Raw genomic sequence first — 15449 nt, forward strand, 5'->3', positions numbered from 1 at the left:
CTATTCCACCAGATAGACGTTGCTGTCCTTGTCGCTGAAGACTGCGGGCCGGTAGTCCGCCGCCAGGATCAGTGCCTGCCGGAGTGCTTGCACTCTTTGTGACAGCCGGCCGCGGACTTGTTCGACGCGATCGATCAGTCGCAGCAAGCCGGTCAAATCGTTCTCGGTCAGGTTCACATCGAGAATGTTGATCTGACGCCGAATCGCGTCTGGCGGCAACTCATCGAGTCCCCAGACGGTCTCCCAATGGCCGGAGTCGGGGTCTACCGCGTTGACCCATTCGGCGTCGCGAATTTCTTCATCGTTTATTTCTGCGAGCGTTTTCATAGCGGAAGTAAATCGCAACTTGCGTACGCATCGCGCGCGGAATTAACGAATCGCTCTCCTGCCGGTCCGGCGGTTGCAACGAGCCTTGTGGCGATCAGATTTCGCTACGAAAGAAAGCAGATCATGAGCAAAAATCGACCAGGTGAGTCGTCGCGGCGTCAATTCATGGCCACTTCCGCCATCGGCACGAGCCTCGTGGCGGTTGGTAGCCTGCACGCTGCTGATGTTCCGCTGGCCCCGCCCGACAAACAACCGCCCGATCTGAAACTCCCCAAACCGGTGAAACGCAAAATCGGCTACGCCGTTGTAGGCCTCGGACAGCTTGCCGTCGAAGAAGTGCTCCCCGCCTTCGGTAGTTGCGAATCGTCGAAACTGGTGGCTCTCGTCAGCGGCCATGCGGACAAAGCGAAACAACTGGCCGAAGTTTACGACGTACCGCGGGGGAACATTTTTAACTACGACAACTACGACGAGATGGCGAGCAACCGCGAGATTGATGTCGTTTACAACATCTTGCCGAACAGCATGCATGCCGAGTTCACCATTCGGGCGTTCCAAGCAGGCAAGCACGTGTTGTGCGAAAAGCCGATGGCGTCGAACGTAGCCGAGTGCGAGCAGATGATCGCTGCGGCCGAGCGGGCCAAGCGGAAGCTGATGATCGCTTACCGGCTGCATTACGAACCGTTCAATAAGAAGGCCATCGAGCTGTGTGCGAGCGAGGAAGTCGGTCCGATCAAGCTGATCACGGCCAGCAACTCGCAGAATGTAGAGGCGCCGAATATTCGCTTGAGCGGTGAACTGCGCGGCGGTCCGCTCGGCGATGTCGGGATTTATTGTTTGAACGCGGCCCGCTATCTGACGCAGCGCGAGCCGGTGGAAGTGTTCGGTTATGCCCATCAGCCTGCCGATGATCCTCGCTTTCGCGAAGTTCCAGAAAGTGTGACGTTCGTATTGAAATTTCCCGGCGGGGCCGAAGCGCATTGTTCCTGCAGCTTCGGCGCTGCCGAGAGTCGGTTCTTTCGCGTCGAAGGAAAGAACGGCGTGGTGGAAATGGCCGGCGCCTTCGGCTACTTCGGGCAAGAGCTGCGACTGAGCAATGAAGACGGCAGTCGGCGCTTCAAGCTGAAGCCCGTCGATCATTTCGCGGCCGAGATGGATCACTTCGCCGAGTGCATCCTGAGAGACAAAGAGCCGCGTACGCCGGGCGCCGAAGGTCTGGCCGACATGCAGATCATCGCGGCGATTGAAGAATCGATTCGCACTGGGCGTAGTACGAAGGTGTAGCCGCACAATTGAAATTCACCGAGGAGAGTAGTCATGAAGGTTTCGAATCGCATCTTCTACGCTTTGGGTATCGCCTACGGCGCTTACAAGCTGGCCGAGTTTGCCGTACGCAAATCGCGACAGTTTTCCTGGCAGGATCGCGTGGTGATTGTCAGCGGCGGCTCGCGCGGATTGGGCTTGGTCCTGGCTCGCTCACTCGTCGAGCATGGTGCAAAAGTCATGATTTCGGCCCGCACAGCAGCCGATGTCGCCTCCGCCGTTTCCGAACTGCGGGCGCTCGGCGGTGATGTCGGCGGCCTGGTTTGCGATGTGCGAAATCAGGAGCAAGTGCAACAAGTCGCTGAAGCGACCATCAAGCGCTGGGGCAAGATCGACGTGTTGTTCAACGTCGCGGGCATCATGCAGGTTGGTCCGCTCGATGCGATGACGGTCGCCGATTTTCGTGAAGCGATGGACATCAATTGCTGGGGCGTGCTGCATACCACGCTGGCGGTGCTGCCGACAATGCGTCGTCAACAATGGGGACGCATTGTCAACGTAGCCTCGATCGGCGGTAAGCGGGCAGTGCCTCATATGCTGCCATACGACACGAGTAAATTTGCTGTCGTTGGACTTTCGACCGGACTGCGCGCGGAGCTCGCTCAGGACGGAATTCTGGTTACGACGGTTTGCCCCAGCTTGATGCGCACCGGCAGTCCTCGCAACGCCACGTTCAAAGGCCAGAATGAAGCCGAATATGCCTGGTTTAGTATCGGCGGCTCGTTGCCACTCGCAGCCATTAGCGCCGAGAACGCCGCCGATCAGATCATGACCGCCTGCCAGAACGGCGACGGCGAGGTTTACATCGCCAACACGTTCAGCCCACCGCTGTGGGCCGCGCAACTCGCTCCCACGCTGACGAACGAATTGTTCGGATTCATCAATCGCTTCTTGCCAGGCATGGGCGGCATTGGTCAGCAATCGGCCTATGGATATGAAAGCGAATCGGCGTTGTCTCCGTCGCTGCTCACCACGCTCGGTGATTCAGCTGCTTGTCGCAATAATGAAATGCGGCCGCGGCCTGAGGCAAATGAAGTTTAACGTTGCAGTTTCAGTCGAGCCGAAACGGTGGTGTCTGCCTTCAGCGCCACTTCCATCTGCTCGAGTGCCAGGCGACTTTCCTTCGCCGTATTGGCCGCCACGCAATCGGCTGGCACCACGAGTTCGAAGTCGCGCTGATACGCATCGTTTGCAGTGAACAGGACACAAATGTTGGTCGCAACGCCGGTGATGATTAGCCGACGAACTTCCAAGTAGTCGAGTAGAATATCGAGGCTTGTCGAAAAGAACGCCGAGTGCTTCGGCTTGAGGACGAAGTAATCGCTGTCGGTTGGCTGCAGCAGTTTGGCAATCGGTTCGCCGCGCACACCGTCGTTCAAGCAGTGCTCCACCTGCTTGTTGAAGTCCGACTGCCAACGGCCGAAGTTGTCGTTGACGTAGATAACGGGCACGTCTCCGTCGTTCGCCCGTTGCTTGAGTTCCGCGAGTCGCCGAGCCATCGGCAATGCATGCCGCAGCAGCTTGGATCCCTCGGGAAACTCCAAGTCGTTGACCACATCGATCAGCAGGAGCGCGTCGTGCGATTTATCTGGGGCGTTGCCGTGCAGGTCGCGGTTTTTGCGGGTCATGGGGGCCCGACCATTCAAATCATGTGCCGCCGCCGCAGTTCCCGACCGGCACGATGCTTGCATTGCTAGCGTGCAGCGAGTTGACCAATTACCGCCACTTCGTGAGCCGCACCAATGCCCCGCTCGACCTGGAAAGGCTATCTCAAGCTCAGTTTCGTTTCGGTTCCTGTGAAGGGTTACACCGCGAACACTGGCTCCGATTCGATCAAACTGCACCAACTTCATCAGGAGTGCCATAGCCGAATCAAGTACTCCAAGGTCTGCCCGATTCATGGCAGCGTGCCGAGTAGCGAGATCGTTTCGGCCTATGAGTACGCCGACGATCAGTATGTGGTGATTGACCCGAAGGAGCTGAAAGCCCTGCGGGCCGGCGGCGAACGGGCAGTGAATATCGAAGCCGTCGTGAAGTCGGCCGCCATTGATCCCCTCTACTTCACCGAGAAGACGTATTACCTGCTGCCTGACGGCGCGGTTGGTCAGCGGCCCTATGCGCTGATTCAAAAATCGCTGACCGATGAGGATCGCTGCGCCATCGGCCGTGCCGTGTTATACGGCCGCGAAGAGCTCGTGTTGATTCGACCGGTCGACAATCTGCTGTCGCTCACCGCGCTCAAATATGACGCCGAAGTCGTGCATCCCCAGGCGCTCGCCGACGAATTGGAAACGCCCTCGCTGCAGAAGGCGGAACTTGAGCTGACACACACCTTGTTGAAAGCGTTCGTCAAGCCGAAGTTCGACCTGGCCGCGTACAAGGATGAGTACGTCGAAGCATTGACTGAATTGATCGAAGCCAAGGTGGCCGGAAAAAAGATCGTCGCGTCGCCTGCGGCCGAGGAACCGCCGATCATCAACCTGATGGAGGCGCTCAAGAAAAGTGTCGCTGCCGTTGGTGGCGAAGCGCCGCGGCGGAAGAAGCAAGCGGAGCGCGCGTCGGCAGTGGCGCGGAAGAGCGCGCCGAAACGTCGGAAGAGCGGCTAGCGCGATTGGCCCTGAACGTGCATTGCTGGGCACACTATGAGTCTCGCCGAATATCATCGCAAGCGGCACTTCCGCAAAACGGCGGAGCCCGAAGGGAAGGTTGTTGCTGCAAAGCCGCCGACGAAGTTGAGCTTTGTCGTGCAAAAGCATGCTGCTTCGCATCTGCATTACGACTTCCGCCTCGAGCTCGATGGCGTCCTCAAAAGTTGGGCTGTTCCCAAGGGGCCCAGTCTAAATCCTGCGCAAAAGCGGCTCGCCGTGGCCGTCGAAGATCATCCGCTCGAGTATGCCAAGTTCGAAGGCACCATTCCCGCCGGGGAGTATGGCGGCGGTGAAGTGATTGTTTGGGACCGGGGCCAGTGGATTCCCGATGGCGATCCGCACGAAGGGTTGCAACGAGGAAAACTAGAATTCGAACTGCAAGGCGAACGGCTAACAGGCCGCTGGCGACTCATCCAGCTGCGCGGTCGCGATGGTGGCAAGAATTGGCTGTTGGTGAAACAGCAGGACTCCGCGGCCCGTGAAGAGCAAGAGATTACCGAGATCGAAACGGCTAGTGTCATCAGCGGCCGCACGCTCGAAGGTATCGCGAACGGGAAAACCAAATCGCCTCGCACGCGCACGCCACCGAAGCGTAACCCGCGGGCGAACAAATCGCTGCTTCGGCCTCCTGCTCCGATCGAACCTCAACTGGCTCGCCTCGCTACGCAAGTCCCGACCGGTGAGGAATGGCTGCATGAAATCAAGTACGACGGTTATCGCTTGATCGCCACGATGCACAACGGCGAGGTGAAACTTTACACCCGCAACCAACTCGATTGGACGCACCGCTTTGGTCCCATCGCAACGGCCGCGGCGGAGTTGCCAGTCGGAGCAGCGTTGCTCGACGGCGAAGTAGTGGCGCTCGACGAAAATGGCGTGAGTAACTTTCAAGCCTTGCAGAATTCGCTGCAAGGAATCGAATCACGACCGCTGGTGTACTACGTCTTCGATCTGCTGCAAATCAATGGCGAGGATTTGCGCAAGCTGCCGCTCATCGAACGTAAGTCGCGACTGAAAAAACTCCTCGCCGACGCAAACCGCGGCCGCATTCGCTACAGCGATCACCTGACCGGCGATGGCGCCGAGTTTCTGCAGCAAGGCTGCGAGATGGGGCTGGAAGGAATCATCTCCAAACGCGGCGATCGGCCTTACCATCCGGGCCGGTCGGAAGATTGGCTCAAGATCAAGTGCCATCATGAAGAAGAGCTCGTGATCGTCGGGTACACCATTTCCGAAGCCGATAAGCGTGGCTTTGGCGCGCTGCTGCTCGGCTATTTCTCCGGTCGCAAATTGATTTATGCAGGCCGCGTAGGGACTGGCTTCAACGCCAAGTTGCTACACGCGCTGCGGCAAGAGCTGGACGAACTACAAGTGAGCGATTGCCCGTTCGATCCGATTCCTGCCCGTGAGCGCGGCGCCGAAGTTCGCTGGGTGCGGCCGACTATCGTCGCGCAAATTCAATTTACCGGCTGGACTGAAGAGCGAGTGCTGCGGCATCCGTCGTTCCTGGGTCGGCGCGAAGACAAGACGGCCCGCGCCGTTGGCCAACCTGAGTCGTTGGATTTCGCGAAAGGGATTCACGCCAGGGGAAAGACATCGCCGCACTCGATCGCTCAACCCAAACGACGGGCGTCTAAGAAATCGCCAGCCAAGGCCGTGGCTACCGTCGCGTATCCACTCTCCAGTCCCAATCGTGTGTTGTATCCACAAGAGGGCATCACCAAGCTCGATCTGGCGCAGTACTACCAGCAGATCGCCGAGCGGATGCTCCCGTATCTCGAAGACCGCCCGCTCAGTTTGCTCCGTTGCCCCGAAGGGCAGGCCAAGACTTGCTTCTTTCAAAAGCATGCTGCGGCCGGCACTTCGGAAGCGTTGCGACGGATCGAGATCACCGAAAAAAGTGGCACTGAGACGTATTTGATCGCCGATGACTTGCCTGGATTGTTATCGCTCGCGCAGATGGGGGTTCTCGAGATTCACGTCTGGGGCTCGCGTGCCGATCGGCTCGAGCATCCCGACTGGTTCGTTATCGATCTCGATCCTGCGCCGGAAGTTGCCTGGGAGCGAGTGATAGAAACTGCGCTGCTGATGCGAGATTTTCTCGCGCGGCTTGATCTGCAAACATTCGTCAAGCTCACCGGCGGCAAGGGCCTGCATGTGGTCGCGCCGCTTTCGCCGCGGCGAGCTAGTTGGGATCAAGTGAAAGCCTTCACGCATCAAATTGCCCAAGCATTTGCCGACCAGTTTCCCGATCGTTATCTGGCGAAGACGTCGAAAGCCGCTCGCCGCGGGAAGATTTTTATCGACTACTTGCGCAACGATCGCGGCTCGACGGCGATTGCCCCTTTTTCGACTCGCGCCAAACCCAATGCGTCGATTTCGGTTCCTATCGCGTGGGAAGAATTGACCGTCGATTTGCAGCCCGATGCTTGGACGCTGCGTAACATCCAACAGCTGCTCGCCGCAAAAAAGTGGTCGCCGTGGGTGGGCTTCTTCGAGGTACGGCAAACACTGCCGAAGAAATTTGATCCTGCTGGTTTGTTCCGAACAATCTTAGAATCCCGGGGTGATTAGGTGCAGAAAACAGCCGACCGCGCGAATAGGTTAAACCGAAGCGCTCGCCGCGCCGCGCGGCGGGCGGGGCTACGCTGGGTCGACGATTCAGGACCGGGAATTGAGCGTCGGCGCAAAGGCAAATCGTTTTTCTTTGTGAACTCGCGCGGAGCGAAGATCAAAAACGAGACGACACTGAAGCGAATCAAGTCGCTGGTGATCCCGCCGGCCTGGCAAGAGGTCTGGATCTGCTCTGACTCTCACGGCCATTTGCAGTGCACGGGGCTCGACGCTCGCGGCCGCAAGCAATATCGCTACCATCCGCGTTGGCGAGAAGTTCGCGACGAGAGCAAGTACGAACGCCTGATTGCGTTCGCGCGGGCTCTTCCCAAAATCCGTCGCAAGGTGGCCGCTCATCTGCGGCACAAAGGACTCGACCGCGAACGCGTGCTGGCAACGATCGTAAAGTTGCTGGAGACGACATTGATTCGCGTCGGCAATGAGGAGTACGCCCGCCAGAATCACTCGTTCGGTTTGACGACGATGCTCGATCGGCATGTGAAGGTGAAACGCAACGGCGTGGTCTTCAAATTCGCCGGCAAGAGCGGCGTGGACCATGAGATTTCGGTAGCGACGTCACAGATTACGCGCATCATCCGCGAGTGCCAGGATCTGCCAGGGCAGCAACTCTTTCAGTATCTGAACGAGGCCGATGAGGTTTGCGACATTAGCTCGAGCGACGTCAACGACTATCTGCGCGAGATCAGCGGCAAGGAGTTCACTGCCAAAGATTTTCGCACCTGGGCAGGGACGGTGATCGCCGCGCAGGCGCTGCAGGAGTTCGAAGATTTCGATTCCAAAGCCGCGGCCAAACGTAACATCACCCGGGCCATCGAAGCCGTGGCCGAGCGACTCGGCAATACCGTGGCCGTCTCGCGGAAGTGCTACGTGCATCCTGCCATCATTGATGCTTATCTCGATCGTTCGCTGATCAAGACCTTGAAGAGCCGCACCGAGCATGAGCTCCGGCGGCGAATCTCACAGATCTCTCCCGAAGAGGCTGCCGTGCTGGCGTTGCTGCAACAGCGCATGGAGCGGCAACTCGGGCGTTCCGAGAAATGATCTGCGCCGCTGCCATGCGGACGTCAGCGAGATCGACTTGCGAGTATCTCTGCGGAAACGCCTACTCGCTGTCACAAACATTGGGCTAATTGGGTGGCCCAGCGAACTCAGATGTGCGTAGCAAAGATGAATTCTTATATGTGTGCGAGGTAGACTGCTGAACGTGCGACTGATAGTCGATAGCACATACCTGACACCGAGCCAGTAACCTTCTGCGGGCAGCTGAGGGCACTTCGATGGCAACGCTCTGATGGCAGGGCTCATGTTCTATTCGCTGCCCGCTGCTGGCTGTCACTGGTGACGATTGCACGATCACCCTCATAGGCAAGCCACTTCCATGCTTTCATTCTTCAGCCAGCATCCCCAGCCTCGCAAATCGTCCAACAAGAAGCCAGCACGAACTGCCCTGCGAATTGAGCAGCTCGAGGGGCGGGCGGTGATGAGCGGCTTCTCGGTCATCAATCTGAATGACGCCGGTGCGGGTTCGCTGCGGCAAGCCATTATCGATGCCAACAGCGCGCAAGGCGCTGATACGATCAGCTTCAACGTGGCTGGCACGATTCAACTGAAGTCTGCCTTGCCGATCGTTACCGGCGAGGTCGATATCAACGGCAACACCGCGCCGGGCTTCACGGCGGCGCCGGTCGTGAAGTTGGACTTCAAGAACTTCGCCGGCTTGCGGCTCGCCACTGGCGCGAGCGGTTCGACCATTCGCTCGCTGGCGCTCGACAACTCGAGCACTAACGGCATCACGTTGACGAACACCACCAATGTGCTGGTCGTTGGCAACTACATCGGTCTCGATCTCGATGGCGTGACGGCTGCTGCCAATAAGGGCAACGGCATCGAAGTCGTCAAGGGTTCGGGCAACACGATCGGCGGCGAAACGGCTCTGACGCGGAACGTCATTTCGGGCAACCGTGACAACGGCATTAACCTGAATGGTTCTTCAAGCAACTTCGTGCTGGGCAACTACATCGGCACCGACAAGACCGGCTTGCTCGACAAGGGCAACACCAACAACGGCATCTTGGTGACGGCATCGGCGGCGAGCAACATCATCGGCGGCGCTGCGGCGAATGTCATTTCGGGCAACAACCTGAACGGCATTCTGATCAACGGCAAAGCCAAGCTCAACGAAGTCAGCGGCAACTACATCGGCACTACCGCGACGGGCGCAGCGGCGCTGGGCAACACCAAGGATGGTGTGAAGGTCGAAAACGCGACGGAAAACCTGATTGGCCATTCTGATCCGGTTAGCGGCGTGACCTACAACAACACCGATAACGTCACGGTGCCGGTGAGCGCGTGGCAGGGGATTCGCGCTGCCGATACCGACGGCGAGTATCTGATGGTCGGCACGTCGGGTGACGACGGCTTGCTGTTTGAAGGGACCATCGACGGCGTAGGCGACAGCTACGCGGTCAATTACCCCAACGCGTATACCACGAGCGTGTATGGCCCGGACAACTTGGATGGCGACGATCTGCGTCTGGTCGGCAGTTATAAGAATTCCGACTTTGCCACAGCGCCGGTAACAGTGCACGGCTTCGTGTTTGAAGGTGAAACTGGCGATCTCAGCACGGGTGGCAACTATCGCACGATTGACTATCCCGGCGCCAAGTACAACTACGTCCATAGCACGATGGGTGGCCTGGTTGTCGGCAACTACGACAGCCCGGTGGCTCACGGCACGAACAACCTGCCGCTTGGACCGGGCCATGCGTATATCTATGACCTCGCCACCGACACGTTCATCGAGGACATTGTCTACCCCGGTTCGCTCAGCAACACGGCGTACGGCATTTGGTACAACGGCGACACGAAATACACGATTGTCGGCGGTTACAGCCTGACGCCCGGCGAGAACTTCGCCGACCAGAACCGGCCGATCGGCAATGCGTACATGGTCGATTACGACTCGGTGACCGGCGAGTTCACGAACTGGAAGTCATTCAGCAGCCCGCAGGGGACGAACTACATCACTCATTTCGAAGGCATTAGCAGCGTCGAAAAGGGTGTGTACACACTGAACGCCGATTCGGTGCAGACCGGCACGGGCAACCCGACGCAGGGTTCGTTTGTGACCGTGCGTCGCAACGACGACGGCACGTTCGGCACGGCGACTTGGGTTGATCTCAACTATCCCGATGTTGACCCGGCCACCAACGTATCGAGCTCCAACTCGGTCTATGGCAATCAAGTCGTCGGTCTCGTCGTAGGCGACGATGGCCCGATTTCGTACCAGGCCACCGTCAACAGCGAATTCCAGTTGTCGAACGTGATCAGCGGCAACGGCGACAACGGCATTGGTCTGTACGCCGCCAATGACAATCAGGTCGCGATGAACTTCATCGGTACCGATGTCACGGGTGCGATCGACTTGGGGAACGCCAAGCAAGGCGTTCTGATCACGAATTCTTCGAAGCGGAACTTGATTGGTGGCGAAGCGACCGGCGGCAACGATCCGACGAATGATATCTTCGCTCGCCCGCCGCAAGGAAATCTCATCTCGGGCAACAACGCCAACGGTGTGTTGATCACTGGCAAGGCCTCGGCCAATCAGCTGAGCGGCAACTTTATCGGCACGACGGCCTCGGGCGTCGCGGCGCTCGGCAACACGCTCGACGGCGTGGCCATTGTCGACGCCAGCGGCAACTCGCTGATCGGCTGCAATCTGCTGCAGGATCCGTTTGTCTTCTTCAACGTCATCGGCGGCAACGGCGGTAACGGCCTGCGGGTAAAGGATTCGAACGACACGACGATTCAAGCCAACTTCTTCGGTGTTGGGGCCGACAACGACACCGACGTTGGCAACGCTCTCAACGGCGTCGTGATCGAAGGAACCTCGAAGCGCACAACGATGGGCGGTCCGATTCCGCTCGGCAACGTGGTGGCCGCGAACACGCTCAACGGCATTGTCGTGAAGGATAAGGCCAGCTACTTCACCACGTACAACTCGTTCGTCGGGTTGGCCGCGTTCAGCACCAATACGAACTTGGGCAACGGCCAAGACGGCATGTTGATCACGTCGACCGGCGGCAACATCCTGATTCGCACGAACGTCGTTACCAGCAACGGTGATGACGGCATCGAGATTTCGGGAGCTGCCACCGACGTGCGCGTGACCGGCAACATCATCGGTATGAACACCGACGGCATGTCGGCGATGGGCAACGTCGGCAACGGCGTGGAAGTGGGCGGCACGGCCCATCACCTGATCATTGGCGGCCCGCAGCCGACGTTCAACATCATTCCGCAGAACGTCATTTCGGCGAACGGCGGCAACGGTGTGGCCATCATTGGCAAGGCCAACCACATCACGGTTTCGAACGGCTACATCGGCACGAATGTGTCGGGCGCGGCTGCGTTCGGCAACGGCTTGGCCGGTGTCTACCTGGGAACCGGAACGTCGGCGAACACCATCGGCTCGACCGATCCTGATCTGCCGACGATGATCAGCGGCAACGTCGGCAACGGCATTGAAATGGTGGGTTCGAACAAGAACACTGTGCTCGGAACCTTGATTGGAACCGATGCACTCGGTGTCGCTTCGCTGCCGAACGGCGCTAACGGCATTAAGCTGACCACCAGCAACGACAACGTGATCGGCCGCACGGTGACGAGCAGCGATTCGAGCACTGCCAATATCATTGCCAACAACGGCGACAACGGCGTGCTGATTCAATCGGGCCTGCGAAACACCATCTTCGGCAACTCGATCCACAGCAACGATCTGCTGGGCATCGATCTGGCCACGGGCGCCAATGGCAATCAGGCCGCGCCGGTGCTGATGTCTGCAACCCGCAAGCCGCTCGGCATGCAGGTGAATGGCGTGCTCACGAGCAAGCCTAAGTCGACCTTCACGATCGAAGTCTTTGCCAATGCCACCAGCGGAAATGCTGGCCGCATTTCGCTGGGCAAGATGACCGTGAAGACCAGTGCTGCCGGCACGGTCAGCTTCACCTTCCTCGGACAGCTGCCGCCTGTGGGCTACAGCGCTATTAGCGCCACCGCCACGGACTCCACTGGCAACACTTCGGAATTCGGTCTCCTGCCGTAAGGCGGCCGCTGGCGATTCACCGCCTGCTCCTTTACTTCTCGTGCCCTCAACCGCGAGAATGAAGCAGCAGGCGTGATCGTTCCAGAGATTCAGGGCAGTCCGACGAGCATTGGCCTGCCTACTGGAGTCGTCTGATGATTTTCCGCGCCGGTTCGATTGCGTTACTGATCCTAACCATTGGCTCGCTTGCTTACGGGCAAGGTCGCACGAAGCCAGCGCCTCCGCCATCGCGCTACGGCTACACGCTGAAAATCGACGCGAAGTCGCTTCCCAAGGGGGTGACGATTCGCGAAGTTCGCGACGAGAAAACAACGCGACTCTTCATCGCCAATTCGAGCGATGTGCCGCTCGTGATCCACGAGCGCTATCAAGGCGACACGCTGGCCACAGGCACCAAGTTGGTTTCGGGACAGGTGTATCAGTACTTCCCCAGCGGCGTGCCGATGGAAGGGAAGACGCACTTGAAGGGCTGGCAAGCGCCCTTCGGCGAGATCAAAGAAACACTGCTTTACTTGGACAAGGAGCCGGCGAAGATCTACGAAGGACGCGAGCCCGGGCACTCGAAGGAATTGCCGGCGCCGGAGAAAGTGGCAATTCCTGCCAAGCTGGATGACAATTCGTACGAAATCAAAGGCGTCGTCGAGTATCACTTGAACGACGAGTACGACGCCTTTCACCAGCCGAAGAAGTAACCGAGGCTATTTTGGTGGAGGGCCGGTTAGGCCTTTGTCGCCCATCTGAAGCATCCAGGACTTCACTTCCTCACGCATCTTTGTCACGCGGGCGCTGTGCTCCGGCAAGGTTGCCAGGTTGTGCTCTTCGTACGGGTCAGCCGCCAGATCGTAGAGTTCTTCGGCGGGCCGCGTGTGATATCGCTTCACCAACTCCGCAGCAGTTGCATCTGATTTGGCCTTCTCGACCCAAGTGGCGAAGTAGTCGTTCTTGCCCGGCTGCTTGTCGATGTGCGTCGTGTGCTTAAAATCAGGCCGCAGGTTTTGAATGTACTTCCACTTCTCGTCTCGCACGCTGCGAATGGGATAGACGTTCATTTGCTGATCGCGGTTGTGCGCTGCGAAAACCTGCTCGCGATGCTTCTCCTGCTTGCCGTTGAGTATTGGCAAGAAGGATTGGCCGTCAATTTGATCCGCGGCAAGACCACTCACCGGCGGTGTTCCGCCTGCAGCGTCGGTCATGGTCGGCAGCAGATCGAGCCAACTCACGATGGCCTTCGTCTGCGAATCTGGTTTGATCACGCCGGACCATTTGGCGATCAGCGGAACGCGCAGTCCGGCGTCGTAGCAGTTCCATTTGCCGAACGGGAATTGGGCTCCATGGTCGCTCGTGAAGACGAAGAGGGTATTGGTCCCCAGATGCTTTTCCGCCGCATCGTAGATGACACCGAGATCGGCATCGGCCTTGGTCACGGCGGTCAAGTAGCGAGCAAATGCGTCACGGGTGGCCGGCGTTTCGACCATCGTCGGCGGCAGACGCAACTTCGCGGGATCATAGCCGTTGATCTCATCGGGCCAGGGGACGTGAGGCCAATTGGTTCCAACGAGCAGACAGAGCGGTTTGGCTTGGGCAGGATTGCGTTTCTCCAGAAACTCAACGGCTGCGCCAATGCCGCGATGATCGTGGAAGGTATCAAATGCAAATTCATCGAAGCCGTAATCGACGGTGTGCTTGTAGTGCGAGACCTTACCGAAGGCCGCCAATTCGTAGCCAAGCTCTTGGAAATAGGCGGGCCATTTTTTGATGGCAGGCCGCGGCTTGTCGTGATTATTGACAGCGCCGTGGCGAGCGATGTTCAATCCTGTCAGCAAAGACGCGCGGTTCGGCGCGCAACTCGCCGAGGGAACGAAGGCCTGCGAAAACGTCATCCCTGCTTTGGCCAATCGCTGCATGTTGGGCGTGGTCGCAGGCGTCGGGCCATCCTTCGGCGCGTACGGCGAGCATTCGATCTGTCCTAGATCATCGGCAAGTATTAGCACTAAATTAGGTACATGGCCATTCGGTGCATTTTCTTGCGAATATGCCGCCTGAAATGGCGGGAGGAGAAACGGGGCGGCCAAGATTAGTGTAGCTAATGAGTGTAGTAATCGGCGATAATATCCGTGCTGAGTTCCAGGCGTATTGGATGACATTTGACACCTAGACCATTGAATTTGGGTGACGTGGCGGCGGGCTCAGTATTGATCCGTTGCGAGGCCAGGTCAACAAGTTGAAAACAAAGGAGTAAGCACGGGCAGAAAGCGAATCGTCCGTAGGCAGCAGCATGGCTCGGCGTGGCACTGGAAACAGACGGACGCCTGGTACTACACGCTGCCCGGAACCAAGAAGCGAATGCCGCTGTTTGATGAGAATGGCGAGCGAATTCGCGGACGACAAAACCAATCAGCCGCTCTCCAGGCTATAGCTAAGGTCAAAGTCATATTGGCTGACGATGGGCCCTCGGGATTTCTCTCAGGCGAATGGATCGTGGCACGAGTCTGCTCTGATTATCTCCAGTACTGCGAGCAAGGGCACAATTTCCGCGACACATTGGAAGGCTGCTCATACATGGCTCAACGACCTCTGTGCTTTTTGCGGTGCGTTGCCAGTTGCGCAGCTCAAAAAGGGCCACGTGACGACCTGGATCGAGAAGCACTCGACGTGGAAGAGCACCGAAACGCATCGAGGCGTGATCAGCGTCGTACTCGCGGCTTTCAATCGGGCGGAAGAGATGTTCGGCGTGATGAGCCCACTGAAGGGTCTGAAGAAGCCTGCGCCGAAACCGAAAGGCGGCCGCGATCGCCGAGGAATCTACAGGAAGTCGGCCTGCTGACTCGCAAGATGCTGCATAGCGACAACTCAGCCCAAAAGAATGATCTATTCTGGGAGTCGCCGAAAGGCGGCTCCCAGATGCCGCTTCGTTTCAGCTATTGGGTTCCGTCAGCGACTATTTCAGCCTTTGCCTTCGAATATGAGATTTCGGCGCATTCGCGTAAACTACGCGATGCTAAAGGGATACGAAACCATAACCCTTTTCGCATAGTGTCAGGTACATGGTCATAACTCCGCAGAGAAACGCAATTGTTTTGCCAACCCGTTGTCACGTTCAAGGTTAACCTGATCGCCCCCCGGCGCACCAATTACCTCGAAATTTTTCTTACACGGTCCTGATCCCGCATTTCATCCGTGCCAAGGCGGCGGCGTTGTTCATTGGCAATCACCCAGGTCTGGGGAAGTCGATGCTGTGTCTGCGCACTACTGAAACGCACTTGCTCGGTGAAACGAAATTGGAAACTGGCGGTGATTGCAAGGAGGCCAGCCGATCCATCGAACTAGCACTGGTCCCGTCGATTCGCCGTGAGTCTCGCGCACTTCAAAACGGTCTTTTTGGTGAAAAAGTTCCCACCCAACTGCCCTGAACG

11 protein-coding genes are annotated in these 15449 nt (G+C 58.1%); 8 read left to right on the forward strand and 3 right to left on the reverse strand.

The window, feature by feature from the left end:
• Positions 1-327 carry a hypothetical protein gene (locus M9Q49_RS09360; RefSeq protein ID WP_254508463.1) on the reverse strand — a complete coding sequence of 109 codons (327 nt, stop codon included), beginning with the start codon at positions 325-327 and terminating at the stop codon, positions 1-3.
• Between the two features lie 123 nt (positions 328-450).
• Between M9Q49_RS09360 and M9Q49_RS09365 the strand changes: the two genes are divergently transcribed.
• Complete coding sequence (locus M9Q49_RS09365) at positions 451-1611, forward strand: Gfo/Idh/MocA family protein (protein ID WP_254508464.1); 1161 nt, start codon at positions 451-453, stop codon at positions 1609-1611.
• Positions 1612-1644: 33 nt separating this feature from the next.
• Positions 1645-2691 (forward strand): SDR family NAD(P)-dependent oxidoreductase, encoded by a 1047-nt coding sequence (locus M9Q49_RS09370; protein WP_254508465.1) that lies wholly within the window; start codon positions 1645-1647, stop codon positions 2689-2691.
• Here the strand turns inward: M9Q49_RS09370 and M9Q49_RS09375 are convergent.
• Positions 2688-3278 carry a cysteine hydrolase family protein gene (locus tag M9Q49_RS09375; protein WP_254508466.1) on the reverse strand — a complete coding sequence of 197 codons (591 nt, stop codon included), beginning with the start codon at positions 3276-3278 and terminating at the stop codon, positions 2688-2690. The two genes, M9Q49_RS09370 and M9Q49_RS09375, sit on opposite strands and share 4 nt — an antisense overlap.
• 114 nt (positions 3279-3392) lie before the next feature.
• Between M9Q49_RS09375 and ku the strand changes: the two genes are divergently transcribed.
• From ku to M9Q49_RS09400, 5 genes are all read left to right on the forward strand, one after another.
• On the forward strand, positions 3393-4256 hold the full coding sequence (ku, locus tag M9Q49_RS09380; protein WP_254508467.1) for a non-homologous end joining protein Ku: 864 nt from the start codon (positions 3393-3395) through the stop codon (positions 4254-4256).
• 36 nt (positions 4257-4292) lie between these two features.
• Positions 4293-6872 (forward strand): DNA ligase D, encoded by a 2580-nt coding sequence (gene ligD / locus M9Q49_RS09385; protein ID WP_254508468.1) that lies wholly within the window; start codon positions 4293-4295, stop codon positions 6870-6872.
• A 135-nt stretch (positions 6873-7007) separates the two neighbouring features.
• Positions 7008-7973 (forward strand): DNA topoisomerase IB, encoded by a 966-nt coding sequence (locus M9Q49_RS09390; RefSeq protein ID WP_254508469.1) that lies wholly within the window; start codon positions 7008-7010, stop codon positions 7971-7973.
• Between the two features lie 337 nt (positions 7974-8310).
• Positions 8311-12036 (forward strand): beta strand repeat-containing protein, encoded by a 3726-nt coding sequence (locus tag M9Q49_RS09395; protein ID WP_254508470.1) that lies wholly within the window; start codon positions 8311-8313, stop codon positions 12034-12036.
• Positions 12037-12170: 134 nt separating this feature from the next.
• Positions 12171-12728: a hypothetical protein gene (locus M9Q49_RS09400; RefSeq protein WP_254508471.1), complete on the forward strand. Its 558-nt coding sequence runs from the start codon at positions 12171-12173 to the stop codon at positions 12726-12728.
• A 6-nt stretch (positions 12729-12734) separates the two neighbouring features.
• Here M9Q49_RS09400 and M9Q49_RS09405 read toward each other — a convergent pair whose 3' ends face one another.
• Positions 12735-14027, reverse strand: coding sequence for a sulfatase family protein (locus tag M9Q49_RS09405; protein ID WP_254508472.1), 1293 nt, complete (start codon positions 14025-14027; stop codon positions 12735-12737).
• A gap of 632 nt (positions 14028-14659) precedes the next feature.
• Here M9Q49_RS09405 and M9Q49_RS09410 point away from each other — a divergent pair.
• Positions 14660-14860, forward strand: a complete 201-nt coding sequence (locus tag M9Q49_RS09410) for a hypothetical protein (RefSeq protein ID WP_254508473.1) — start codon at positions 14660-14662, stop codon at positions 14858-14860.
• Positions 14861-15449: the final 589 nt, after the last annotated feature.

This window comes from Anatilimnocola floriformis (genome assembly GCF_024256385.1).
Classification (GTDB): domain Bacteria; phylum Planctomycetota; class Planctomycetia; order Pirellulales; family Pirellulaceae; genus Anatilimnocola; species Anatilimnocola floriformis.